This is a genomic window from Amycolatopsis pittospori (assembly GCF_013870525.1).
Classification (GTDB): Bacteria; Actinomycetota; Actinomycetes; order Mycobacteriales; family Pseudonocardiaceae; genus Amycolatopsis; species Amycolatopsis pittospori.
Genome location: NZ_JACBXD010000004.1, coordinates 25,827 through 48,244 on the forward strand (window position 1 = coordinate 25,827; position 22,418 = coordinate 48,244).

The 22,418-nt window shown below is 68.2% G+C and carries 27 protein-coding genes; 12 read left to right on the top strand and 15 right to left on the bottom strand.

Annotated elements, in window-relative coordinates:
• The first annotated feature begins 98 nt into the window (after positions 1–98).
• Both H5J31_RS03170 and H5J31_RS03175 read left to right on the top strand, forming a co-directional pair.
• Entirely contained in the window at positions 99–956 is an 858-nt protein-coding gene (locus tag H5J31_RS03170) for a sensor histidine kinase (protein WP_181770902.1), read from the top strand.
• Positions 950–1,630 carry a response regulator gene (locus tag H5J31_RS03175; RefSeq protein WP_181770903.1) on the top strand — a complete coding sequence of 227 codons (681 nt, stop codon included), beginning with the start codon at positions 950–952 and terminating at the stop codon, positions 1,628–1,630. The genes H5J31_RS03170 and H5J31_RS03175 overlap by 7 nt, the downstream gene beginning before the upstream one ends.
• Positions 1,631–1,639: 9 nt before the next feature.
• Here H5J31_RS03175 and H5J31_RS03180 read toward each other — a convergent pair whose 3' ends face one another.
• The 5 genes from H5J31_RS03180 to H5J31_RS03200 form a co-directional block, all read right to left on the bottom strand.
• On the bottom strand, positions 1,640–2,281 hold the full coding sequence (locus H5J31_RS03180; protein WP_181770904.1) for a hypothetical protein: 642 nt from the start codon (positions 2,279–2,281) through the stop codon (positions 1,640–1,642).
• Positions 2,278–3,015 carry an ABC transporter permease gene (locus tag H5J31_RS03185; protein ID WP_181770905.1) on the bottom strand — a complete coding sequence of 246 codons (738 nt, stop codon included), beginning with the start codon at positions 3,013–3,015 and terminating at the stop codon, positions 2,278–2,280. Before H5J31_RS03185 ends, H5J31_RS03180 begins: the two co-directional genes overlap by 4 nt.
• Positions 3,012–3,716 (bottom strand): ABC transporter ATP-binding protein, encoded by a 705-nt coding sequence (locus H5J31_RS03190; RefSeq protein ID WP_181770906.1) that lies wholly within the window; start codon positions 3,714–3,716, stop codon positions 3,012–3,014. The genes H5J31_RS03185 and H5J31_RS03190 overlap by 4 nt, the downstream gene beginning before the upstream one ends.
• Before the next feature lie 330 nt (positions 3,717–4,046).
• Positions 4,047–4,361 carry a hypothetical protein gene (locus H5J31_RS03195; RefSeq protein ID WP_181770907.1) on the bottom strand — a complete coding sequence of 105 codons (315 nt, stop codon included), beginning with the start codon at positions 4,359–4,361 and terminating at the stop codon, positions 4,047–4,049.
• Positions 4,362–4,531: 170 nt separating this feature from the next.
• Positions 4,532–4,906 carry a hypothetical protein gene (locus H5J31_RS03200; RefSeq protein WP_181770908.1) on the bottom strand — a complete coding sequence of 125 codons (375 nt, stop codon included), beginning with the start codon at positions 4,904–4,906 and terminating at the stop codon, positions 4,532–4,534.
• Between the two features lie 291 nt (positions 4,907–5,197).
• On the opposite strand from H5J31_RS03200, the gene H5J31_RS03205 reads away from it, so the two are divergent.
• Entirely contained in the window at positions 5,198–5,812 is a 615-nt protein-coding gene (locus tag H5J31_RS03205) for an HAD family hydrolase (protein ID WP_181770909.1), read from the top strand.
• Positions 5,813–5,965: 153 nt separating this feature from the next.
• Here the strand turns inward: H5J31_RS03205 and H5J31_RS40165 are convergent, their stop codons facing one another.
• Positions 5,966–6,091, bottom strand: a complete 126-nt coding sequence (locus tag H5J31_RS40165) for a hypothetical protein (RefSeq protein ID WP_268879149.1) — start codon at positions 6,089–6,091, stop codon at positions 5,966–5,968.
• A gap of 353 nt (positions 6,092–6,444) precedes the next feature.
• Between H5J31_RS40165 and H5J31_RS40170 the strand changes: the two genes are divergently transcribed.
• Positions 6,445–6,567 carry a hypothetical protein gene (locus tag H5J31_RS40170; RefSeq protein ID WP_268879150.1) on the top strand — a complete coding sequence of 41 codons (123 nt, stop codon included), beginning with the start codon at positions 6,445–6,447 and terminating at the stop codon, positions 6,565–6,567.
• 65 nt (positions 6,568–6,632) lie between these two features.
• Here H5J31_RS40170 and H5J31_RS03210 read toward each other — a convergent pair whose 3' ends face one another.
• From H5J31_RS03210 to H5J31_RS03235, 6 genes are read right to left on the bottom strand one after another with little or no spacing between them, the layout of a single operon-like run.
• On the bottom strand, positions 6,633–8,396 hold the full coding sequence (locus H5J31_RS03210; protein WP_181770910.1) for an AMP-dependent synthetase/ligase: 1,764 nt from the start codon (positions 8,394–8,396) through the stop codon (positions 6,633–6,635).
• A 39-nt stretch (positions 8,397–8,435) separates the two neighbouring features.
• Positions 8,436–9,275, bottom strand: a complete 840-nt coding sequence (locus tag H5J31_RS03215; protein ID WP_181770911.1) for an SDR family oxidoreductase — start codon at positions 9,273–9,275, stop codon at positions 8,436–8,438.
• Positions 9,272–10,156 (bottom strand): SDR family oxidoreductase, encoded by an 885-nt coding sequence (locus H5J31_RS03220; protein WP_181770912.1) that lies wholly within the window; start codon positions 10,154–10,156, stop codon positions 9,272–9,274. The genes H5J31_RS03215 and H5J31_RS03220 overlap by 4 nt, the downstream gene beginning before the upstream one ends.
• Before the next feature lies 1 nt (position 10,157).
• Positions 10,158–10,592: a type II toxin-antitoxin system Rv0910 family toxin gene (locus tag H5J31_RS03225; RefSeq protein WP_181770913.1), complete on the bottom strand. Its 435-nt coding sequence runs from the start codon at positions 10,590–10,592 to the stop codon at positions 10,158–10,160.
• A gap of 28 nt (positions 10,593–10,620) precedes the next feature.
• Positions 10,621–11,820, bottom strand: a complete 1,200-nt coding sequence (locus H5J31_RS03230; RefSeq protein WP_181770914.1) for a lipid-transfer protein — start codon at positions 11,818–11,820, stop codon at positions 10,621–10,623.
• A 20-nt stretch (positions 11,821–11,840) separates the two neighbouring features.
• Positions 11,841–12,725 (bottom strand): MaoC/PaaZ C-terminal domain-containing protein, encoded by an 885-nt coding sequence (locus H5J31_RS03235; protein ID WP_181770915.1) that lies wholly within the window; start codon positions 12,723–12,725, stop codon positions 11,841–11,843.
• 141 nt (positions 12,726–12,866) lie between these two features.
• Between H5J31_RS03235 and H5J31_RS03240 the strand changes: the two genes are divergently transcribed.
• The 7 genes from H5J31_RS03240 (at position 12,867) to H5J31_RS39760 (ending at position 18,034) form a co-directional block, all read left to right on the top strand.
• A complete protein-coding gene (locus tag H5J31_RS03240; protein ID WP_181770916.1) occupies positions 12,867–13,886 on the top strand; it encodes an AraC family transcriptional regulator in 1,020 nt (339 codons plus the stop codon).
• A gap of 69 nt (positions 13,887–13,955) precedes the next feature.
• The gene (locus H5J31_RS03245; RefSeq protein WP_181770917.1) at positions 13,956–15,470 is read left to right on the top strand and encodes an aldehyde dehydrogenase family protein; all 1,515 of its coding nucleotides are present in this window, start codon (positions 13,956–13,958) and stop codon (positions 15,468–15,470) included.
• 137 nt (positions 15,471–15,607) lie between these two features.
• Entirely contained in the window at positions 15,608–16,126 is a 519-nt protein-coding gene (locus H5J31_RS03250; protein WP_207897362.1) for a PaaI family thioesterase, read from the top strand.
• Positions 16,127–16,552: 426 nt separating this feature from the next.
• Positions 16,553–17,029, top strand: coding sequence for a hypothetical protein (locus H5J31_RS03255; protein WP_181770918.1), 477 nt, complete (start codon positions 16,553–16,555; stop codon positions 17,027–17,029).
• A gap of 59 nt (positions 17,030–17,088) precedes the next feature.
• Positions 17,089–17,469 carry a hypothetical protein gene (locus H5J31_RS03260; RefSeq protein WP_181770919.1) on the top strand — a complete coding sequence of 127 codons (381 nt, stop codon included), beginning with the start codon at positions 17,089–17,091 and terminating at the stop codon, positions 17,467–17,469.
• 126 nt (positions 17,470–17,595) lie between these two features.
• Positions 17,596–17,805, top strand: coding sequence for a hypothetical protein (locus H5J31_RS39755; RefSeq protein WP_236004630.1), 210 nt, complete (start codon positions 17,596–17,598; stop codon positions 17,803–17,805).
• A 94-nt stretch (positions 17,806–17,899) separates the two neighbouring features.
• Positions 17,900–18,034 (top strand): DUF3048 C-terminal domain-containing protein, encoded by a 135-nt coding sequence (locus tag H5J31_RS39760; protein WP_328701362.1) that lies wholly within the window; start codon positions 17,900–17,902, stop codon positions 18,032–18,034.
• 12 nt (positions 18,035–18,046) lie between these two features.
• Here the strand turns inward: H5J31_RS39760 and H5J31_RS03270 are convergent, their stop codons facing one another.
• The 3 genes from H5J31_RS03270 to ppk2 form a co-directional block, all read right to left on the bottom strand.
• Entirely contained in the window at positions 18,047–19,048 is a 1,002-nt protein-coding gene (locus H5J31_RS03270; RefSeq protein WP_181771032.1) for a zinc-binding alcohol dehydrogenase family protein, read from the bottom strand.
• Positions 19,049–19,148: 100 nt separating this feature from the next.
• Positions 19,149–20,282, bottom strand: coding sequence for a CHAD domain-containing protein (locus H5J31_RS03275; protein WP_181770920.1), 1,134 nt, complete (start codon positions 20,280–20,282; stop codon positions 19,149–19,151).
• The gene (ppk2, locus tag H5J31_RS03280; protein ID WP_181770921.1) at positions 20,279–21,097 is read right to left on the bottom strand and encodes a polyphosphate kinase 2; all 819 of its coding nucleotides are present in this window, start codon (positions 21,095–21,097) and stop codon (positions 20,279–20,281) included. The genes H5J31_RS03275 and ppk2 overlap by 4 nt, the downstream gene beginning before the upstream one ends.
• 284 nt (positions 21,098–21,381) lie before the next feature.
• Between ppk2 and H5J31_RS03285 the strand changes: the two genes are divergently transcribed.
• Positions 21,382–22,386, top strand: coding sequence for an Acg family FMN-binding oxidoreductase (locus H5J31_RS03285; protein WP_181770922.1), 1,005 nt, complete (start codon positions 21,382–21,384; stop codon positions 22,384–22,386).
• Positions 22,387–22,418 lie beyond the last annotated feature (32 nt).

Genomic DNA, 22,418 nt, shown 5'->3' on the forward strand with positions numbered 1-22,418 from the left:
CGTTGACCGACGGCATCTCAAGGCTGGCTCGGGGAGATGCCGAGGCGATCGGCGTTACCCCCGCGGCCTCGCCCGCCGGGGTAATACGATGGCCCGCGATGACACCGCCGGACCGTCCCGAATGGCGATCACGCGCGTGGCTGGCCGCCTCCACGGTGCTGGTCGTAGCCGTGGTCGTGCTGCTGGCCGTCGGCGCGAATGGGCGAGGCGCGGTCGTAGTGCCGATTCTCGTCGTGGCCACGGCCATCGGAGTGACGACGTGGACGCTGGTTCGCGCGCGCAAGCGGCGCCTCGACTACGAGGCACGCCTCACCGCTTGGGCGGCGGAGCACGCCACGCACCATGAGCGGCTCCGGATCGCCCGGGAACTCCACGACATCGTCTCCCACGGCCTCGGCGTGATCACCCTGCGAGCCAGTGCGGCGAGGCGGGTCCAAGGAGACACCCGGGAAGCCGAACACGAGCAGGCGCTCATCGACATCGAGCACGCGAGCCGGGACGCGGTCACCGAACTCCGGCGTATGCTGGCCGTGCTTCGCGACCCTGCCGAGTACGACGCACCGTTGTGGCCCGTGCGGAACCTGTCGGATCTTCCGGCCATCGTCGAGGCCGCCCGATCGCTGGGCCTGGCGCCGCGGCTGGACGTCGGTGAACTCGGGGACGTCTCCCCTGGGGTACAGGCGACAATCTGTGAGATCGTCCGCGAAGCCGTCGCGAACACCGCGCGGTACGCCGGACCGACGAGCGCTCACATCGGTCTACGGCGTGACAGCGACACGATCGTCGTGACCGTCGAGGACGACGGGCCGCGAGGCGCCTGGTCCCCCACCCACGGTGCGGGCCACGGCCTGGCGGGGCTTCGAGAACGTGCCGAGGTGCTCGGCGGCAGCCTGCACGCGGCACCGGCCGGGACCGGATTCCGGCTCACTGCACGGTTACCCGACGGAGCATGGTGACGAATCCCGAACAGCCATCGATCCGGGTCCTGCTCGCCGACGACCAACGGCTGCTGCGGCACAGCCTGGCGATCATCATCGGCGCCTCGCCGGACATGGTCGTCGTCGGACAGGCCGAGGACGGGACGCAAGCGGTGGAGATGGCGCGGCGGCTGAGCCCGGACGTCGTGCTGATGGACATCCGCATGCCCGGCCAGGACGGCATCGTGGCCACCAAGGAGATCAGCGCCTGCCCCGACCTGTCCGGGACCAGGATCCTCGTGCTGAGCATGTTCGAACTGGACGAGTACGTATATGGTGCGCTTCGCGCGGGGGCGAGCGGTTTTCTGCTCAAGGACACCGAACCCGACGAGCTCATCGCCGCCGTCCGCCGGACGCATGCCGGCGAATCCCTTTTCGCGCCGGGCATCCTCACCCGGTTGATCGAGCATTACGTCGCGGCGCCGCCGCACCGGAGCCCACACCCGCCCGCCGGGCTGACCCAGCGTGAGATCGAGATCCTCACGCTCGTCGGCCGCGGGTTGTCCAACACCGAGATCGCCGAGACGCTGACCATCTCCGTCAAGACGGTGAAGACGCACATCAGCCGGTTGCTGAGCAAGCTGTCGGCCCGGGACCGCGCTCAGCTGGTGATCACGGCGTACGACCGGGGCCTGGTGGTTCCGCGAAGCTGAGGCACGCCGTCAAGCGTCCCGCAGACGGAACATGGTCGCGGAGAACCCCACCGCGACGAGCGCCCAGCCCAGCACGACGAGCGCCCAGCCCAGCACGACGATCGGACCGCCGATCGCGACGAGGTCGTGACCGGCGGCGTCCGGCAGGTATGCCGCGAACGTGACTCGATCCCGGAGAAGCGGGCCCACGATGAAGTAGTAGCCGAGCAGCCCGGCCATCGCCGGAACACTCCGCCGCGAGACCGTCGCGACAGCGGCGGACAGCACAGCGGTCAGCGCGAGATAGGCACTCGCTCCCACCGCGGCGGACCAGGGCCCACCGGCCACCAGGAGGCCGGCCGACACGGTGAAGATGGCCGCGGGGACGCTCACGATCAGCAAGGCGGCCATTTTGGCCAGATGCTGGGCGATCCGGCGTGGCATGGCGATGAGAGTCAGGTGGATCTGGCCGTCGCCGTACTCCGACGTCGCGGCGATGACGCCGAGGACGATGAACCCCGCCTGCGTGTAGCCGACGGGTGAGACGCCCTGCCGCGAAAACGCGATCGCGAGGACCGCCGAGGCGCCGATCGCGCCCAGCACAGTGCAGTACGTCGCCGGCAGGCTGAGCAGTTTGAGTATCTCGGCGCGGACCGCCCTGCGGCCCGTCACGCGTCCCTCCCGCGGAAGACCAGGAAACCCGCGGCGAGCAACGCCACAACCCATGCCGCCATCACCAGGCCGCCGGTGACCGGCGAGAGCTGGACGGGCAGATCCACCCGCTTGATGAACATACGAATCCCGGCCAGGTCGGGGAAGAAGACGGCCAGCGGCGTGAGTTTCGCGAGCAGGTAGGTGACCGTGACCACCGACGTGTTCAGGATCAGCACGGTGAGCGGCAGGATTCCGTTACGCGTCAGGAAAGTCAGACCTGACGCGAGCAGCGCCGTCAGTACCCAGTAGAGGACGACTCCGGGCAGACGCCCGACGCCGCTGACGCCGATTCCCTCACCCAGCAGTACTTCGACCGTCATCAGGGTGACGGCCGAGGAGACCGCCGCCATGGTGGCGACCACGGTGATCACCGCCGTCAGCTTCGCGATCAGCAACCGCCGCCGCGACGGCACGGCCGTGAGGCTCGTGGTGATCTGGCGTCCGCCACCGGCGCTCTCCCCCTCTGTGGTGTATTCGCTGCTCACCGCGACGACGCCCAGGATCACCGCCCCCACCACGCCGAACGCGAGTTCCTGAAACCCGATGTCCGTGTTGCCGCCGCGACCGGCCGCGACCGCCGACTTCGCGTTGAGGAACGTGAAGGCGGCCGGGACCACAACACCGACGGCGAACGCGGCCCAGACCGCCGGCAGGCCGACGAGCTTGCGCAGCTCGCCCCGATAAGCCCTCATCGCACAGCACCGGCGGTGAGCGCGAAGAAGGCGTTCTCCAGGCTCCGGTGCCCGCCGACGACTTCGGCGAGCGTTCCCTGCGCGACGATCCTGCCGCCGTCGATGACCACGACGTCGTCGACCGTCTCGGACAGTTCTCCCATGAGATGGCTCGACAGCAGGACGGTGCGCCCGTCCCCGGCGCGCTCGCGGAGGAAGCCGCGGATCCAGCGGATGCCTTCCGGATCGAGGCCGTTGACCGGTTCATCGAGGACCAGAACCTCAGGGTCGCCGAGCAGTGCCGCCGCCAGCGCCAGCCGTCGCCCCATCCCCAGCGAGTAGCCGCCGACGCGTTTGCCCGCGGCCTTGGACAACCCGACCTCCGCCAGGACCTCGTCCACCCTCCCCCGAGGGATACCGCCCGCCGCGGCGATCCACCTCAGATGCGCCCGTCCGGTGCGCGCACGATGCGCCCCCGAACCGTCCAGTACGGCACCGACCTTGCGCAGGGGATCCCGCAGCTCGGCGAAGGGAACACCGTCGACCAACGCGGTGCCCGAGGTCGGGCTGTCGAGTCCGAGCAGGATCCGCAGCGTGGACGACTTCCCGGCACCGTTGGGCCCGAGGAATCCGGTGACTCTGCCAGGGCGCGCTTCGAAACTGACGTCGGAGAGGATCGTCGCCACTCCTCGTCGCTTGGTGAGCTGGTCGAACTTGAGCATCGGATCCACTTCCCGTCGGGCGCCATCACGTTGCCCGCCAGTCAAGTCCAGCAGGGCACCCCGCGCGTCGGACCGGGGACCGATCCTGTCCGACGCGTGTGGGCCCTGGGTCTTACAGCCGCGGCTTCGAGTCACCTGAAGATGCGCCGTGTTCGCCCGCCGCCGGATACCTGGAAGCTGGAGCGACACTGTCCTATGCGGACGGTTGACGGCGAAAACGTCGACGACGCCGGAAAGTATCTACGGTCAGTCCGCACGCTCGGGCGAAGTGGAGCACGCTGTCGGTGAGCGGGCGCGACGACTCACCGCCATACCCGAAGACCGTCGGGCTCAGGTGTTGTAGTTGATGGTCTTGCCGGATGCCAGGTCGCCCGAGTAGCACCAGATGGTGCTCTTTTGCAGGCCCGGGTGTGCCCAGATACCGGTGCGCGGGTAGGTATTGGATTGTCCCGGTTGCCGGCAGTCGATTCTGATCCGGAAAGTACCGGTTCCGCCGGTGCACCTGGCCTCCGCACCGGTTCCGTTCGTGATGTACGCCGACGAGCACCCGGTAGGCGCGGCGGTCGCTACCCCCGGTGCCGCGACCGCGGCACATGCGACGATAAGCGAGCCCGTGCCCAAGAGCCTGATTGTCCGGTTGTTCATAGAAACTCCCTGAATTCGATGTCTGGTGTGGTCTGGCTCATGGCGGCGCGCACCGACTTGATCGGACGACTGCACGGCATCGGCGCCACTGTGCGTTTGCGGCGCGCTCGATCGTCGGCCGTTGCCGCGGTCGGCCCGAGGCACGCCAACGCTCTGAGCTTCACACTGCGTTAGAACCGGAAGCCGAGTTTCCCGCCGTTCGTGCCGGTGTACATGCGCAGCTGGTGCTGCCCGACGCCGACCCCGTTGCAGATCCAGCTTCGGGGCGGGTCGACACCGGTCATCTCTCCGTAGCATTGTGCGGTGCCGTTCGGACGGATCAATTCCCACCGGTACTTGGTGCTGCTGGATCCGTAGACGTCTGCATCGACGGAGACCGCGCCGGTGACACCGTGGTAGAAGCTGTTCACACAGATCTGGTTGCGGCCAGGGCATTCGACCACGCGTCCGGCGGCAGAGGCCGCCGTCACCGGCCCCGCCAGCAATCCCAGCCCCGCGAGCGTCGTCACCATCGCGCCGAGACCAGGCCGACTCAGTACAGACATGTCAACCCCCTGGAAACAGAACCGGTGGTCCATCGTCCGGCCAAGGTAGCTCTTCGAGTGATCCTCATTCGTCCCTCCTCATTGTCGGCGGGCCCAGGCGACCCAAGCCCGCCACCCCAACCACGTCCCCGCACCCCGGCCACGTTGCCGCCACCACGACTCGCCACCCGAATGGAGCTACGGAATTCACCGGTGGAGTCCGGCCGCGAGGTACATCGACGCCTTCCCAACGAAAATGGGCCTGCCTCGACAGCGCAGGACACCGGGCCGGCGGCCGATATGGTGGCGATCATGGCGATTCGTGCGGCGGTGTTCGACATCGGCGACGTACTGGAGATCGCGCCTGACCTTGGTGTCGGCAGGCGGTGGGAGACCCAGCTCGGTTTTGTGGAAGGTGAGGTCCGCCGACGGCTGTCGGAGGTCTGGGCAGCCGGGGCCATCGGCGCGGTGACCGAGGATGAGGTGCATCAGGCGATCAGCGATCGACTAGGCGTCGACAGGGAGCAAGCCGATGCGATCATGGCGGATTTCTGGGAGCAGTATCTGGGCGTCGGCAACTCCGAGTTGATCGAGTACTGCCGGGGGCTGCGCCCGCGCTATCGGACTGGCATCCTAAGCAACAGCTTCGTCGGCGCCCGGGAACGGGAACAGGCCGCGTACGGGTTCGAGAATCTCGTCGATGACATCGTCTACTCGCACGAGGTCGGCATGAGCAAGCCGGATCCGCGGATCTACGAGCTCACCTGCGCCCGACTCGAGGTTCGCCCCGAGGAAATGATCTTCCTCGACGATGTGGAGCCAAACGTCGCCGCTGCGCGTGCGGTCGGCGTCCACGGGATCCACTACCGGGACAACGCTCAGGCGATCACCGAGATCGAGGAGCTGCTGAGGTCAGCTGGCGGTTGAGCTTGCGTGGGAGCCGTCTGCATGGATTCGCGGCAACACGTTCAGCCGTTGCGACGGCCGGCCTCGGCGGCGTCGGTGGTCCAGGCGCCTGCGGCCACGTCTGTTTCCCCCTGCCACTCCCAGCAAGGTGGCAGGGAGAACCACTACGCCTCATCAGGTGACTGTCAGGAGCAGGATCAGGGCATAGATGCCCGCGCCGACCTCCTCTCGGAACCAAAAGGCCATCAGGCCCGCCAAGACCACCGTGCCGACGATGATCTGGATCTTCCGCAGCTTCATGACCTTCTCCTCGGGCCTCTCCAACGGTTAAGAGACCGTCTCCGGCGGAGAAGTTGTGATCCTTCACCTAACGTCAGGAAAACCCCAGGGTCACAGGGTTTCGAAGGAACGCGAGATCGCCGGTGACACCCAGGGGCGCGGCCTTCGGGTCGAGGGGCCGGACGGCCCTGCCGAAATCGCCAGGCCGTCGCGAAGGCGGACTGCGGTTACGTCGTCGGGCAGGTGACCGACGGCCTGCGCCGCCACGGTTACGAGATGGCCGGGCCATCGCACTGGACTACACCGCGAACATCGCCGCCTCGGTACGCATCGTGCAGCAGAAATGGAATCGGGTTCGCACGGCTGATATCACCTTGGGCGACGGCGATCCGGAGAAGCTGGAGAACTGGTTCTTCGCGGTATGGGCGTACAACTCCCCCGCCGCGCCCGCCCGGATGCTCGACTCCACCCAGACGCCCAACCCGAACGTGCTGTAACCGATCACCGCCACCGTGAGCACCGGCCACCTGATTTACGGCACTTCGACGTGAGCGCGGGCGGGTCAGTACATGGCCTCGATCGTCTGGGCGTAGTGGGTGGCGATCGGCGCGCGCTTGAGCTTGCCGGTCGGGGTCAGGAGTGCGCTGCCCGGCTGCCAGACCTCGGGCAGGACGGTGAACTTCTTGATCTGCTCGACCCGGGACAGGGTGACGTTGGCGGCGTCCACCCCTGCTTGAACGGCCGCTACCAGTTGCGGGTTCTCGGCCAGCGTCGCGAGGTCGGCCGGCAGTTCATGCTGGTCGGCGAAGGACGGCGCGGCATCGGGATCGAGGCAGATCAGCATCGTGTTGTACGGGCGCTGTTCGCCGATGACCGCGACAGTGCTCACCAGCGGACAGTTCGCGAGAACGGCGTTCTCGATGTTCGTCGGTGACATGTTCTTGCCCGCCGCGTTGATGATGAGCTCTTTCTTGCGGTCGACGATCCTCAGGTAGCCGTCGGAATCGAACTCGCCGACGTCGCCGGTGTGCAGCCAGCCGTCGGCGTCGATGGCCTCGGCGGTCCTGGCGGGGTCTTTGCGGTAGCCGCGGGTGACCATCGGGCCGCGCGCGAGAACCTCGCCGTCGTCGGCCAGGGTGATCCGAGCGCCGGGCACCGGAAGGCCGACGGTGCCGATCTTGATGCGGTGTAACGGGTTCACCGTGACCGCCGCGGTGCATTCGGACATTCCCCAGCCCTCGGACAGCGGGATGCCGAGGCCGAGGATGTACTCGTGCACCTCGCGCGGGATGGGCGCGGCACCGCTGACCGCGGCGACGATCTGGTCCAGGCCGAGTCGCTGCCGGACCTGCGCCAGCACCAGCCGGTCGGCCACCGCGTAACGCAGCCGGGCCAGCGGGTGCTGCTCGCGGGCCTCGGACCGGGCGCGGGCACGGGCGCGTCCGGTGCCGATCGCCCATGCGGCGAGCCTGCGCTTGACCGGGTCCTGCTGGGCGAGGGCGGCTTGCAGTCCGGCCCTGATCTTGACCCACACGCGCGGCACGCCGAGGAAGTAGGTGGGCCGGACCTGAGTGAGTGCGTCCAGCACCCCTTTGGGGTCGGCGACGGTGGTGATCTGCCCGCCGTACAGCAACTGGGCGTAATGGCTGAACCAGCGGTTGGCCGCGTGCGCGTCCGGCAGGTAGGAGATCATCCGGTTGGGCTGATCGCGGACGCCGAAGTCGACGAGGATGCGCGCGTTCTCAAGGAAGTTGGCGTGGGTCAGTTCGACGCCCTTGGGCGGTCCGGTGGTCCCGGAGGTGTAGACGAGGGTGAGCAGGTCGTGCGGCTCGACCGCACGCCAGGCCGCCTCGAAGTCGAACTCCGGGGCCGGCGCGGCTTCCAGCTGCTCCAGCGACAACGCCTCCCCGTCGACGCACACGATGTGTTCGACCTTGCCGCCCTGCTGGACGGCCTCGCGGATGACGGGCAGGAACCGCCGCTCGCAGATCACGACGCGGTTGTCGGCGTTGTCGAACTGGTAGGCCAGCATCTGCGCGGGATTCGTGTTGTAGACCGAGAACGGCGTCGCGCCCAAATGCAGCGTGGCGGTGTCGCACAGGTGGAACTCGGGCCGGTTGGTCAGCATCAGCGCGACGGTGTCACCCCGGCCGATGCCCAGGCCCGCCAGCCCGGCGGCGATGGAGCGCACCCGGTCCCGATACTGCCGCCAGGTGATCGCCACGTCGCCGCCGAGGTCGCGCAGAGCGACCGCATCGGGGTCCAGCGCCGCGACGGTCTGGAATGCCTCACACAGGGTCCGGGGGGTCGATACCGCACGAGGCATCGCGGGGCTCCTTTGGTGAATGGGGGTGGGAGCGGGACGTCAGTTGCCGCGAGCGCGCTCCTCGTAGGCCCGGCGCCGCTCGGGGTCGACGTCGTCGGTGAACAGGTGGTCGCCGCCGAGGAGCCGCGCGGCGGCCTCCGAGACACGGCGGGGCAGGAACTTCTGCGACCCGAGCAGCGCCCCGGTCTGCCAGGTCACCCGTACGACCGCACGCGGCTTGCCGATCAGCCGGACGATGGCCGCGGCGATCTCCTCCGGCTCGGCCGCCCGGAACCCGGAGATCCCCTTGGTGCCCGCGGTGAGTTCGGTGTTGACGAACGAGGGCAGCACCAGGGAGAAGTCGACGCCGCTGCCGCGGTTCTCGACCCGGACCGCGTCGGTGAACCCGATGACGGCGTACTTGCTGCCGCAGTAGGTGGCCACCCCGGGTGCGTACGTCTCACCGGCCAGGGACGCGATGTTGATGACGTGTCCGCTGCGACGCGGGAGCATGCGCTCGAGTGCGAGCTTGGTCCCGAGGATTACGCCGTAGACGTTGATGTCCAGGATGCGCCTGGTCACCTCGTCGGACTCGCCGGCCACCAAGCCGACCGGCATGATCCCGGCGTTGTTGATCAGTACGTCGACCGGTCCGATGCGCTTCTCGACGTCGTCGAGGAACGCCTCGAACGACTCCCGTCCGGTGACGTCCAGCTTCGCGGCGACCTCGAACCCGGCTTGCTCGCCCGCTGCCTTCGCGGCGGTCTCGTTGATGTCACCGATGGCGACGCGGGCACCGCGGCGGTGCAATGCGGTAGCGGTCGCGAGACCGATACCGCGGGCACCGCCGGTGACGACGACGACCTTGCCGCGGACCGTCGCGGTCTTGTCCCTGCTCACGCCGACGCCCACTGGTCGAACTTCCCGGGCAGCTTCTCCAGTTCCCACGGACCGTCGGTCTCCACCAGGTCCTTGGACGTCCAGCCCTGCAGCAGCGAGATCGCGCCCCCTTGCACGGCCAGCACCTTGCCGCTGAGCGGACAATCCGCACCGGCCAGGTACGCCACGATCGGCGCGATGTTGGCCGGGGAGAAAGCGTCGAACTCACCCTCGGGCACCTCTTCGGCGAAGATGGCGCCCATGCCCGGGGTGGCCAAGGTGAGCCGGGTACGCGCGACCGGCGCGATGGCATTGACCCGCACCCCGTAGCGCTCCAGTTCCAGCGCCGCGACCTCGGTGAGGGCCGCGATGCCCGCCTTGGCCGCGCCGTAGTTGGCCTGGCCCGCGTTGGGCATGAAGGTGCCCGACGCCGAAGCGGTGTTGATCACCGATGCGGAGACCGGCCTGCCCGCCTTGGCCTGCTCCTTCCAGTACACCGACGCGTGGTGAAGCACCGCGAAGTGGCCCTTCAGGTGGACCGCGATGACCGAGTCCCACTGGGTCTCGTCCATCCCGGCGACGAACGCGTCGCGCAGGATGCCCGCGTTGTTCACCACGACGTCCAGCCCGCCGAACTCCGCCACCGCCTGGTCGATGAGCGCCTTCGCACCGTCCCAGGTGGCGACGTTGTCGGTGTTGGCCACGGCCCGGCCACCGGCGGCGACGATCTCGTCGGCCACTTCCTGGGCCGGACCGGCGTCCGAACCGCTGCCGTCGTTGCCGCCGCCGAGGTCGTTGACCACGACCGCGGCGCCCTCCTTGGCGAACAGCAGGGCATGCTCGCGACCGATGCCGCGGCCCGCTCCGGTGATGACGGCGACCCGTCCCTCCAGCACGCCCACGTCAGGCCACCAGCTTCTCGAGGTTGTCCAGCGAGGCGGTGAGCTCCTTGGTGGTGGCCCGCTCGATGGCGCCGCCGATCGCGCCGACCATCATCTGGCTGAGGAACTCCGCGTCGATCCTGGCCACGGAGGCGTCCGCGCCGATGGCCTCGACGGAGAGAGTGAAAGTGATCTTCGCGCCGGCCATACCGTTGCCGGAGAAGCGGGTCGTGTTCGGCGCGTCGAACTCCTCGACGGTGAAGGTGATGGTGTTGGCCATGCCCATGATGGTCAGGACCTCGGCCATGGTGGCGCCCTTGGTCAGCTCGGTGGGCGGCTCTTCCTTCCACTTGGTATGGACCGTCAGCCACTCCTCGAAGCGCTTCGGATCGGAGATGACTGCCCACAGCTTCTCCTGCGAGACGCCGAACTCCTTCGAGACATGTGCCTCGGCCATGATCATTTCCTCCTCGGTGTCGTGGTTCTCAGCGGTTCGCCGGCCGGTAGGCGGTGACGAACGACGCCCCGCCGAGGCCGATGTTGTGCGCGAGCGCGATCCGCGCGCCCTCGACCTGACGCGACTCGGCCTCGCCGCGGAGCTGCCAGGTCATTTCGGCGCACTGGGCCAAGCCGGTGGCGCCGAGCGGATGCCCCTTGGAGATCAGCCCGCCAGACGGGTTGACGACCCAGCGGCCGCCGTAGGTGGTGTCGCCGTTGTCGACGAGCTTGTGCCCTTCGCCCACCGGTGCGAGGCCGAGCGCCTCATAGGTGAGCAGCTCGTTGGGGGCGAAGCAGTCGTGCAGCTCGATCACGTCGACGTCTTCAGCGCCGATCCCGGCCTGGGCGTACACCTTCTCGGCGGCGGCCGCGGTCATGTCGACGCCGACGAGGGCGCGAGCCGTCTTGGCCTCGAACGTCGAGGGCAGGTCGGTGACCACGGCCTGCCCGACGATCTCGACCGCGCGATCGCCCAGCCCGTGCTCCTCGACGAACCGCTCGCCGGCCAGCACGGCCGCGGCCGAGCCGTCCGAGGTGGGCGAGCACATCAGCCGGGTCATGCCCAGCGGCTCGTAAACCATCTTCGCGCCGCGGATCTCGTCCAGCGTGTACACGTCCTGGAACTGCGCGTACGGGTTGTTGGCCGAGTGCCGGTGGTTCTTCTCGGCGATCTTGGCATAGTGCTCGGGGGTGGAGCCGTAGACGTCCATGTGCTCCACACCCGCCGCGCCGAACATCCACGGCGCCACCGGCATCGCGAACTCGCGCAACCGGGCCAGCGCCTCGAGGTGGCGCATCAGCGGCTGCTCCCGGTCGGACCAGCCGGACTCCAGCGAGCCGGACTGCATCTTCTCGAAGCCGATGGCCAGCGCGCAGTCGGCTTCGCCGCTGCGCACGCCCCGGGCCGCGAGGTACAGCGCGGTGGAACCGGTGGAGCAGTTGTTGTTCACGTTGACGATCGGGATGCCGGTCAGGCCCAGTTCGTAGATGGCGCGCTGACCGCTGGTGGAGTCGCCGTAGCAGTAGCCCGCCGCGGCCTCCTGGACCTTGGCGTAGTCGATGCCGGCGTCCTCGAGTGCCTTGGTGCCGGCCTCTTTGGCCATGGCCGGGTAGTCCCAGCCCTCCCGCCGACCCGGTTTCTCGAACTTCGTCATGCCGACGCCGACCACGAAAACCTTGCTGCCCATGGGAAATGCTCCTCTGCTGGTTACGCGAACTCGGCGCGGCCGTCGGTGATCAGGAACTTGCCGGGGTTCTCGTCACCGGCCGCCTCGAACGCGTAAGCGCCGTCGCCTGCCGACCACACGCTGGTGGTGATGGTCTCCTTCGGCAGGCCCGGCTTGGTCAGCCGCACCGCGAGCCGTTTGAGCCGCGTCGGGTCGTCCGGGCTGATCTCGGTGATCAGCGCGTGCGAGATGAACGCGATGGTGCACAGGCCGTGGATGATGATCCCGGGCAGGCCCATCTGCCGGGCGAACTCGTCGTCGGTGTGGATCGGCATCGGGTCACCGGCGGGCTCGGCGTAGCGGAAGGTCTGGTCCTCGTCGAACCGCTGCTCCGCGACGAAGTCCGGCTCGCGCTCGCGCAGCTCGGCGGGGAAGGCGTGCTCCGGCGCGGGGACGCCTTCCCCGCCCTCGAACTTGCCACCGCGGAAGAAGCCGATGAAGTACTGCTCGTTCACCAAGTCGCCGTGAGTGCGGCTGTGGGTCTCCATCAGCGTGGTGACCACGACGCCGGATTCCTTGCCCTGGATACCGACCGGCTTGGCCCGCACCACCAGCGTCTCGCCCGGCACGATCGGCCGGTGCAGCCGGAAGTCCTGCTCGCCGTGCAGGATGCGCAGCATCAGCTCGTCGGGCACCACGGACATGGTGGCGTCGGCCATCATGACCATCGCCGGCACGATCGCGAACACCGGCGGCGCGTAGGTGCCGTCCAGGTGCTGAGCGATGGGGTCGTTGGTGGCCTTGGCATACGCGATGGTGCGCTCGGCCTCGACGACGAACTCCTGCTCCTCGCCCCAGACGTCGAGGCGGTCGAGGTGGTAACCCTCGTTGTCGGCCACGGTGACCTCTTGCGCTTCATCGGACATGAACCGAAGGTACGAACCGCACCGGTCGCCTGACGATGGCCGAATCACTCGCGCCCTTGGCCGAACCGCTCACGACTTTCCAGCTCCACCGCTCGCGCCTGCGGTCGCTGAAGCCTCGGACCGGGGACTAACCTCCATCCCATGCACGACGTGTCGGCGACGACCGGCCATACCGTCCCGATTCAGCGCGTACAGCAGATCGTCGCGCTGGCCATGCGGCGCGGCTGGGATGTCAACGCCCTGCTCGCCGCCGCCGGGATCTCGGCAGACCTGCTCGCCGAGGGCCGCTCCCGGGTCACCGCCGCGCAGCTGGGCTCCGTGATCAAGGGGCTGTGGAGCGCCACCGACGACGATCTGCTCGGCTTCGGGCTCTCGCCGGTGCCGCGCGGCGCCGGGCACCTGCTCGGGCACACCATGATCACCGCACCGGATCTCGGCGGGATGCTGCGGCGAGGGCAGGCGTTCCAGCGGGCGGTCCCGGGGTTCCCGCCGCTGGCGGTGACGGTCGACGGTGACCTGGCGAGGTTCACCTGCGACATCCGGGCCGTCGAAGATCCCATTCCGTTGCTGATCGACACCGTGCTGGCGATCGCCCACCGGTTCATCGGCTGGGCGATCGGGGAGCGCCTGCCACTGCGCTGCGTCGAGGTGCCCTACCGGCGGCAGCCGGATATCGACGACTACGACCTGATTTTCGGCGCGCCGGCGACGTTCGGCGCGGCGCGACCGGGTCTGGTGTTCGACGCCAAATGGCTCGCGGCGCCGATCGTGCGCGGCGCCGACGAGCTCGACGAGTACCTGCGTGACTCGGCGACCCGCATCCTCACCGATGCCGGATGCAGCACCACGCTCACCGAGCAGGTCCGCGCGCGGATGGCGCGCGACCTGGGCGGTGAGGCGGCCCGCGTCGAGGAGATCGCCACCGAGCTGGCGATGAGCCCGCAGACGCTGCGCCGACGACTCCGAGAGGAGGGAACGTCCGCACGGGAGATCCGCGAGGAGATCCTGCGCGACGCCGCCATCGCCGGCCTGGTGCGTGGGCAGGAGACGGTGCAGGCCCTCTCACGACGGCTCGGGTTCTCCGAGCCCAGCACCTTCTCCCGGGCCTTCCGGCGCTGGACCGGCAGCCCGCCCGGCGCATACCAACACCAGAACGCCTGAGCGTTTCGGCCAATCATCTGGTCGGCACGGCCATGGGATACCGATCCACCCGCTCCTACCGTCGTAGCCGTGGAAGCAACCGGGATCGACGTGCGATCACCCGTCGACGACAGACTGCTCGCGTCCGTCGACAACGCCGACGCGGCGACCGTGGCGCGCATCGTCGCGAACCTGCGTGCGGCGCAACCGGAGTGGGAAGCGCTCGGGGTCGCCGAGCGCTCGCGCTGGCTCCACCTTTACCGCGACTGGCTGCTCGACCACGCCGACGACCTGGCCCGGCTGCTGCAGGAGGAGACGGGCAAAGCGTGGCCGGAGTCCCGCGCCGAACCCGCCTACCCGGTCCACGTGATCAACTACTACACCAAGCACGCCGCCCGCTTCCTGGCGGCCGAAAGCCCCCGCCCGGCGTCGATACTGGTCGCGAACAAGCGGCAGGAACGGCTACTGCGCCCCTACCCGGTGGTCGGGGTGATCTCACCGTGGAATTTCCCGCTCGCGCTGGCCATGATGGACGCGCTGCCCGCGCTGATCGCGGGCGCAGCCGTGGCGATCAAGCCGTCGGAGCTCACCCCGCTGGCCACCCGGGCGGCCGTGGCGGGGTGGCGCGAGATCGGCGCCCCGGACATCTTCGCCTGCGTGACCGGGGCGGGAGAGACCGGCGCGGCGTTGGTCGACGAGGTCGACTTCGTCCAGTTCACCGGCTCCGAGCGCACCGGCCGACGCATTGCCGAGCGAGCCGGGGCGCGGCTGATCCCGTGCGGCCTGGAACTTGGCGGCAAGGACGCGATGATCGTGCTGGCCGACGCCGACATCGAGCGCGCGGCCCGGGGAGCGGTGTTCGGTGCGCTGTACAACGCCGGCCAGACATGCGTGTCGGTCGAGCGGGTCTATGTGGTCGCCGAGGTCTATGACCGGTTCGTGGACGCCGTCGTCGCCGAGGTCGGGCGGTTGCGCCACGGCGCGGTTACCCCCGATTACGGCATCGACGTCGGCGCCATGACGGTCGCGCAGCAGGCGGAGATCGTCGCCGAGCATGTCGCCGACGCCCGAGAGCGCGGCGCCCGCGTACTGATCGGCGGGTCGCGACGGGGCGAGCACTACTACGAACCGACCGTCCTCGTGGACGTCGACCACTCGATGACCTGCATGCGCGCGGAGACCTTCGGGCCGCTGCTGCCGATCATGAAGGCCAACGATGTCGACGAGGCGATCCGGTTGGCCAACGATTCGCCCTACGGGCTGTCGGCGAGCATCTGGACCCGTGACCGGGCCTTGGCCCGCCGCCAGGCGCAGCGGCTCGAAGTGGGCGCGGTGAACGTCAACGACGTCATCGTCAACCTGCTCGCGCTGCCCCTGCCGCACGGCGGCTGGAAAGCCTCCGGGCTCGGCGCCCGCAACGGTGGACCGTACGGCATCCGCAAGTACTGCCGCAGCCAGGCAGTGCTGTCCGACCGGTTCCCCTTACCCCTCACTCCGCATTGGTTCCCCTACAAGCGCGGCAATGCGGAACGGTTCGCCAGGTTCATGCGCACCGCCGGTACTCGTGACGTGCGGAGGCGGTGGCGAGCGATAACCGGCCGCTGACGTCCGACGGAGAGACCCATGGCGCACAGATCACCGCGGCGGGACCAGGACCTGAACGCCCTAGCCGACCTGGCGCGCGCTATTCGAGTTGATCGCCGACCGGGCCGGGTCGGGTGACCTGTTGGTGAGGAGTGATGATGGTGGCGACCGACGATCTGATCACGAATGGATCCGCGCAGGGTGACGCGGCGGACGCCGATCTGGCCGCGTTCATGAATGCCGTGATCGAACATGGCGTCGCGCCGATGTACTCGTTGGGAATTCGAGTTGTCGACCTGCGGCCAGGGCACGTGATCGGTGCGGCTCCGCTGACGGGAAACGTCAACCACCTGGGCACGATGTACGCTGGCACCCTGTTCGGTTTGGCCGAGATGCTGGGCGGCGCATTGTTCGTCGCAAACTTCGATGTCGAACGGTTCCACCCGACGGTGAAGGACGTTCAGATCCGTTACCGACGTCCTGCCACTACCGATGTGCGGGCCGAAGCATCCCTCGATGCGGACACGATCGTCCGGCTGCGCCGCGAGGCCGATCACCATGGCAAGGCCGAGTTCGTGCTCGACGCGACGATCACCGATGCCACCGGCGAGGTTGTCGCCAGCACTCGGGGGACCTACCAGGTCCGAGCGAATGCCACGGGAACAAGCACATCGTGACCACAACCGGAAGACGTCGACCGAACTCACCGGACAGAGCACGGCCCGGTCTTCGTCGCCCCCGGCAGGAACACGATGATCTTCCCCCGGCTATCGCAACTTCTTCGATGTCGTACCAACTGTTCACAGTGGTGCCATCTGACGGAAAGACCACTGCCGGACAACGACCGCCGACCTTACATTCCGACAGTGACAAGCAATCGGAAATTCTTTCCCTTGACCATTTCCCAGCGGCGACCGCGTACGCCCGATTTCAAGGGGTGCACAACCGCACCCTCAGGCAACGTAACCGCTCAAATGTCAGGCAGTCAACCTGCCCGAACCCCTTTCAGGCAGGCTTGAAACCTCTTCCTTGCCCTGCCTTGTCGCGCTTGAGTGTCTACGTGCGGCAGCGCGGACGAACACAGGAAGGATGGCGGCACAGCAGTGACCTGGATGGGTGGTTATGGGGTCACATCCGCCCTGGGCTTGGCTTTGCGCAACACTCCACCGCCGAACCTGATCGCCGCTGAAGGTGGTGTCGGCGCTGCGGCCGCCGCGATTCCGCTCAGTCGCGACGCCGATGAAGTGCCCGCAGCGGGCCTGCTCGACGGTCAGTCTTTGTTCGTTCTCCCTGCCGGCTTTGGCGTCGCCTTATTCGCTCACTCCGGAGTTCCACCCGGGGGGCGCAGGACATGCTCGGTGAGGATCGTCGCCATGGCCACCGACAACACCATCAGCACCTTGACGGTATTCGTTGACGAGAACTATTGTTCGGGAGGTCGAACTGCTCCGCCGGGCGGGGAACGTGTCGATTTCGGGCAGTATCCGAGTTTCGATCGCATAATAAGACGGCTCCCAAGCCAAAAGGCTGGACATACGGCCTGGGTCGCCGAGGGCCGCGAACACACGCTGATTCGTTGAACGCAAGTCTGCAGTTGATGCCGTCCGGGTACGGCGAACTTGAGAGCCGGGGAGAAAGAATGTCTTTACGCACGAAGGTCTCGGCTGCCGTGATCGGAGCGGCGACGATCACCGGGTTGTTCGTCGCCACGCCCGCGGCATTGGCGGACGGATGCTGGACGCAGCCGAATGGCACCCGGATCTGTTCGGCGTATCCCGGTAGCGGTGGAGAACTCCTCCTCTACACGTATCCGCCGGCGAGCGTGGGTGCCGACTACAGGATGCAGGGTAAGGACAGCTTGGGCCGGCCCGTCCACCTCGACCGGGCGAAGGCGGGCGGCTGGGACGGCCCGCTCGGCGCGGGCAACGGCTCGACTCTCATCTTGAACCGACAGAGCACGTCATGGCGCGCCTGCGTGAACGTGGGCAACAATCAGTTCCACTGCACAGTCTGGGCCTGATCACAAGCGGTTGGACCTAGCCGGAGGGCTGTCTCCCTATGCGGAGACAGCCCTCGCGTCGTCGGGACCTTTGCGGGCAGCCTGCCCGTGGCGGTCCCAGCCCCTTGAGTAGCGCCGACGAGCCGGTTGGGTTTCGGGTTCGGCTTGTCCCTGCAGGGCCCGGCGGAACTCGCCGGTCCGGAGAGGGCCGGACGCCGTATCCGCACAGTGATCACCGCACCGGAATCCGGCGCGACGGCCACCACCGCGGCGATCCGTTATCCGGCGGCCGCTTTCACCTTCACCTGGTCCCAGGACATCGGCAGGTACCTGATCGGCTGGACGACTCGCCGCTGACCACGGTGGACGGCGGCCGGATCGGCGAGCGCGGGGAGACCGGCACAATCCCCAACTCCCCCATCGCGCAGACGGTCGGCAGCGGGCAGGCGAGGTGTGGCGGGACGGGCAGCGGTTTTCGGCTACCTGGGACCGCGCGGCAGCGACGGCGCCGACCCGGTTCACCACCTCCGGGCGGCCACTTCCGGTATCCGAAGGTCCTTTGTGGATTCTGCTCGTTCCCGCGTGAACGACGCGGCGGTCAGCTCACCCGCAGCACGGCCGCGCCATTGACCCGGTCCGCCGCCAGATCCGTGAGCGCCCGGTCCGCCCCGTCCAGTGGGTACGGCACCGTACTCACCTCGAGGTGATGGGTCCCCGCGAACGCCAGGAACTCCCGCGCCTCGGCGCGCGTGTTCGCCGTGACGCTGCGCATCTGGCGTTCCTGGAAGAGGTGCCGCTGATAGTTCAGTGACGGGATGTCGGAGAGATGGATCCCGGCGAGTGCCAGTGTCCCGCCTCGATCGAGAGCCTCGAGGGCGGGTGGAACCAGTTCTCCGACGGGCGCGAACAGGATCGCCGAGTCCAGGGGTTCGGGCGGCGGCTCGGCAGCCGCGACCGCCGAAGCCGCTCCGAGAGCCAGCGCCAGCTTCCTGGCTTCCTCGCTGCGGGTCATCACATGCACGGTGGCGCCACGGGCGATCGCCACCTGAGCGGTCAGGTGAGCACTTCCGCCGAATCCGTAGATCCCCAAGCGTCCGCCCTCGGGTACCTGCGCCCGCTCCAGCGCGTGGTAGCCGATGAGCCCGGCGCACAACAAGGGCGCGAGCTCGTCGTCGGTGTACCCGTCGGGCAGCGGAAGCGCGTAAGTGGCCGGCACGACCGCGAACTCGGCGTATCCCCCATCTTCGTCCCAGCCTGTGTAACGCGACTCCGGACACAGGTTCTCCCGGCCGCGAAGGCAGTACCGACACCGGCCACAGGTCTCACGCAACCACGCTATTCCGACGCGGTCACCCACGGCCAAGCCCGAAACGCCTTCCCCTGACGCGACCACCTCGCCGACGACCTCGTGTCCTGGAGTCACCCCCTCCCGATGCACCGGCAGGTCGCCCTCTGCGACGTGCAGATCAGTGCGGCAGACCCCGCACACCAGCACCCTGACCAGCACTTCGCCGGCGGCCGGTCGCGAGACCGGCACCTCCGCCCAGTCGAGAGGATTCGAGGCCATCGGCCCGGGCCGGGTGACCCGCCATGCTCGCATCTTCACGATCGGCCTCCTCCGTCAGAAAGTCCTCCGTTCAGGATCATGCGTCTCCCCGGCCCTGGGGAAGGACCGAAGGTCACTGCCGCCTGACGGCGCGCTAAGTCCATAACGGACGAAGGGCACGGCGGAGATCGTGCCAGGCTTTGGGCAGCGCTGCCACGCATCGATCGGCGTTGACCGTCTCCCGTGCCCGCACCGCCGCCAAGTCACCGTCTGCGACCTCCAAGGCGCTCAAGAGCTCGCGGGCGACAACCGCGTCTTGGAATTCTCCGAGTAGGTCCTGGAAGGCACGCAGTGCGGGCTTGGCGTCGACCGGCAGTGCCTCGGCGCCGGCCTCCAGCGCGTACCGCAGCCGCTTGGCCGCTTTCCGCACGTCGTGAACGGCGCGGTCACGCCCCGGACCAGCTGAGTGCGCGGCGAGCCCGGAGACGCGAGCGTCGACTTTCTCGGCCGCCGTACGCGCCAGGTGAGGAAGTACCCGGGCCGCGGGTCGGCGGGCCGCTGTGGGCCACTTCCGCCGGGGCTTCTCGCTCAGGACCACCTCGAGAACGTCCAGGGCGGTGAGCAACTGGAGATACCGACGGCCGTCGAGCGCGCACCGCGCCCGCTCGCGCGCCTCCTCCGAGAGGACGGCGAAGCAGGCGTTCGTCCGCTCTCCGACCCAAGGTCGTGAACGTGCCCACTGGACCTCGATATCCCGCGCCGGGCCGAGTTCCCCGCCGAGCCAGCGCAATTCGTCACCCAGTGCCTTGAGAAGTCTCCGGCCGCCCAGCACCCGGGCGTAGACGGAAAAGACGCCTCGCAGCCGCCGGGTGGCCACCCGCATCCGATGCACCGCGTCCGGCTTGTCCTGTCGGGCGGCCAGATCCGCGGCGGCGAGGGCAGCGATCTGCGCACGCACGTAGCGGAGGACCACTCCTCGTGCGGAGTCGTCGAGAGGTCGAGGCGATCGCGCGATCCGGTGATCGAGCAGCGCATGGAGTTCGGTCGTCCCGCCGTCTCCGACGCGTGCGACGGCCACCAGGTCGTCATCACGGGTATACGCTCGAACCAGCCGGGCAAGGGCGGGCGGGACGGCCAGGCCCGTGCCGGCGAAGCGGACCGGACCGTCGGGCGTCGCGAGGCACCACGATCCGTTGTCGACGCTCAAGGTCAGGTCATTTCTGAGCAGGCGCAGAGAAACCGTGTCGAAGTACGCGGTATCGGACGCGGTCACGACGGTCGCGCTCATGGCTTTGGCTCCTTCAAGGTCGCCGCGTGGTCCGGGACGTAGGTCTGCAGCAGCCGGTCAGGGCGGCAGTAACCGTTCGATTCCGGACGCGATGGGAGCGAAACCGGCTCATGGACGACGTCGTGATAGGGCACGCTCGAAAGAAGATGTGCGATCATGTTGAGCCGTCCACGCCGCTTCTCCTCGCTTTCGACCACGTGCCAAGGAGATTCGGCGATATCGGTGTGCACGAACATGTCGTCCTTTGCCCGCGAGTAGTCCTCCCATTGCGTCACGGATCGCAGGTCCATCGCGGAGAGTTTCCAGCGGCGCATCGGATCGTCGATCCGGCTTCGGAACCGACGCTCCTGTTCGTCCCGGCTGACCGAGAACCAGTACTTGCGCAAGAGGATGCCGTCGTCGACAAGCAGCCGCTCGAAAATGGGGCACTGCTGAAGGAACCGCCTATGCTCTTCGGGGGTGCAGAATCCCATCACCCGCTCGACGCCGGCCCGGTTGTACCAGCTGCGGTCGAACAGCACGATCTCACCGGCGGCGGGCAGGTGCTCGATGTAGCGCTGGAAATACCACTGTGTCCGTTCACGATCCGTAGGCCGCGGCAGAGCCGCGATCCGCACGACGCGCGGATTCAGATGTTCGGTGACCCGCTTGATCGTGCTGCCCTTCCCCGCCGCGTCCCGCCCCTCGAACACCACCACCAGCCGGGCACCCTCGCGCCGCACCCACTCCTGAAGCTTGACCAGCTCGGCCTGCAACCGCAGCAGTTCCCGTTCGTACACCGCGCGGGGGATCCGTGCCCTGTCCTTGCCAGCCATGCACTCAACGGTACGAATCCAGGAGGCTTCGGGATTCGGCCGTACGTCGATGACAGAGAGGTCTTTGGTCCATATCGACGAGAGACATCCGACTCTCGTCCGGACGTCGTCGCACTGTCCACTATGGACGGCGACCGTCCGCGTCTCGCCGCTCCCAGGCCCTGGTGAGCGGCGCCCCGCCCGCACGGAAGGGTCGAAGGGCCCTCGGCTCCGTCTCGTTCGCCTCTGTGATCGCGATCCGGAGCCGGTGAGCATGAGAACAGTCCGATCCGAGGAGGAAAGCGATGGACCAGAACGCGCCCGACGCGTACACGGTGAGGGCGGCCATCGCACTTGCGGTACGCGCACCTTCGGTGCACAACAGCCAACCCTGGGACTGGCGGTTCAGCGGCCGCACGGTCGAACTGCGCGCGGACACCGACCGCAGGCTGAGGCAGGCCGACCCCGAGGGTCGCGATCTGCTCATCAGCTGCGGGTGCGTGCTCCACCACTTCACGATCGCGGCCGCCGCGCTCGGCTGGGCCACCCACATCGACCGGATGCCCGAATCTGCCGTGCTGGCCCGGATCGAACTCGTTCCCCGTGATCCGCGTGAAGAGGACATCGCGCTGGCCACGGCGATACCTCGACGCCGGTCGGATCGCCGCCGGTATGCCACTCGGCCGTTGACGGCCTGGGAGGAGAACCGCCTCGCACGTAGCGCGACAGACCACCGCGCGATGCTGCGATTCGTCGACGACGCCCCGCGGCGTGCGGCCTTGACGGCCGCCGCGGTGGAGGCTCGAGGCCTGCACCGGGCCGATCCGGACTACGGAATCGAACTCGCGTCCTGGAGCGGACGGCGGTATGCCACAGACGGCGTACCCGCACGAAACGCGGTCCTGACCACCGCGGCATCGCTGGGGCGAGACTTCTCCGACGCCGTGCTCACCGACACCGAGGCCCAGGACGGCGCCGCACTGACCGTACTGTCGACCGCGGACGACACTCCGCTCGACAGGCTACGAGCAGGCGAAGCCGCCAGCGCCGTAGTGCTGACGGCGACCCGGCTGAACCTCGCGTCCTGCCTGGTCACCGAGCCACTGGAGCTGACCTGCACCCGCGGACTGATCCGCGACTGCGTCGTCGCCGAGAGAGCCGAGCCTCAGCTCGTCGTGCGAATCGGCCACCTCCCCGACGGCACTCCCCCACTCCCTGCCACCCCACGACGTCCGATCGCGGAAGTCCTGCGGCCACTGGGTCACTACGGGATCGGTCTACCGATACCGGTACAGCAGCACGAAAGCTGATACCCAGCACGAGATCAGCAACGAATCCGACG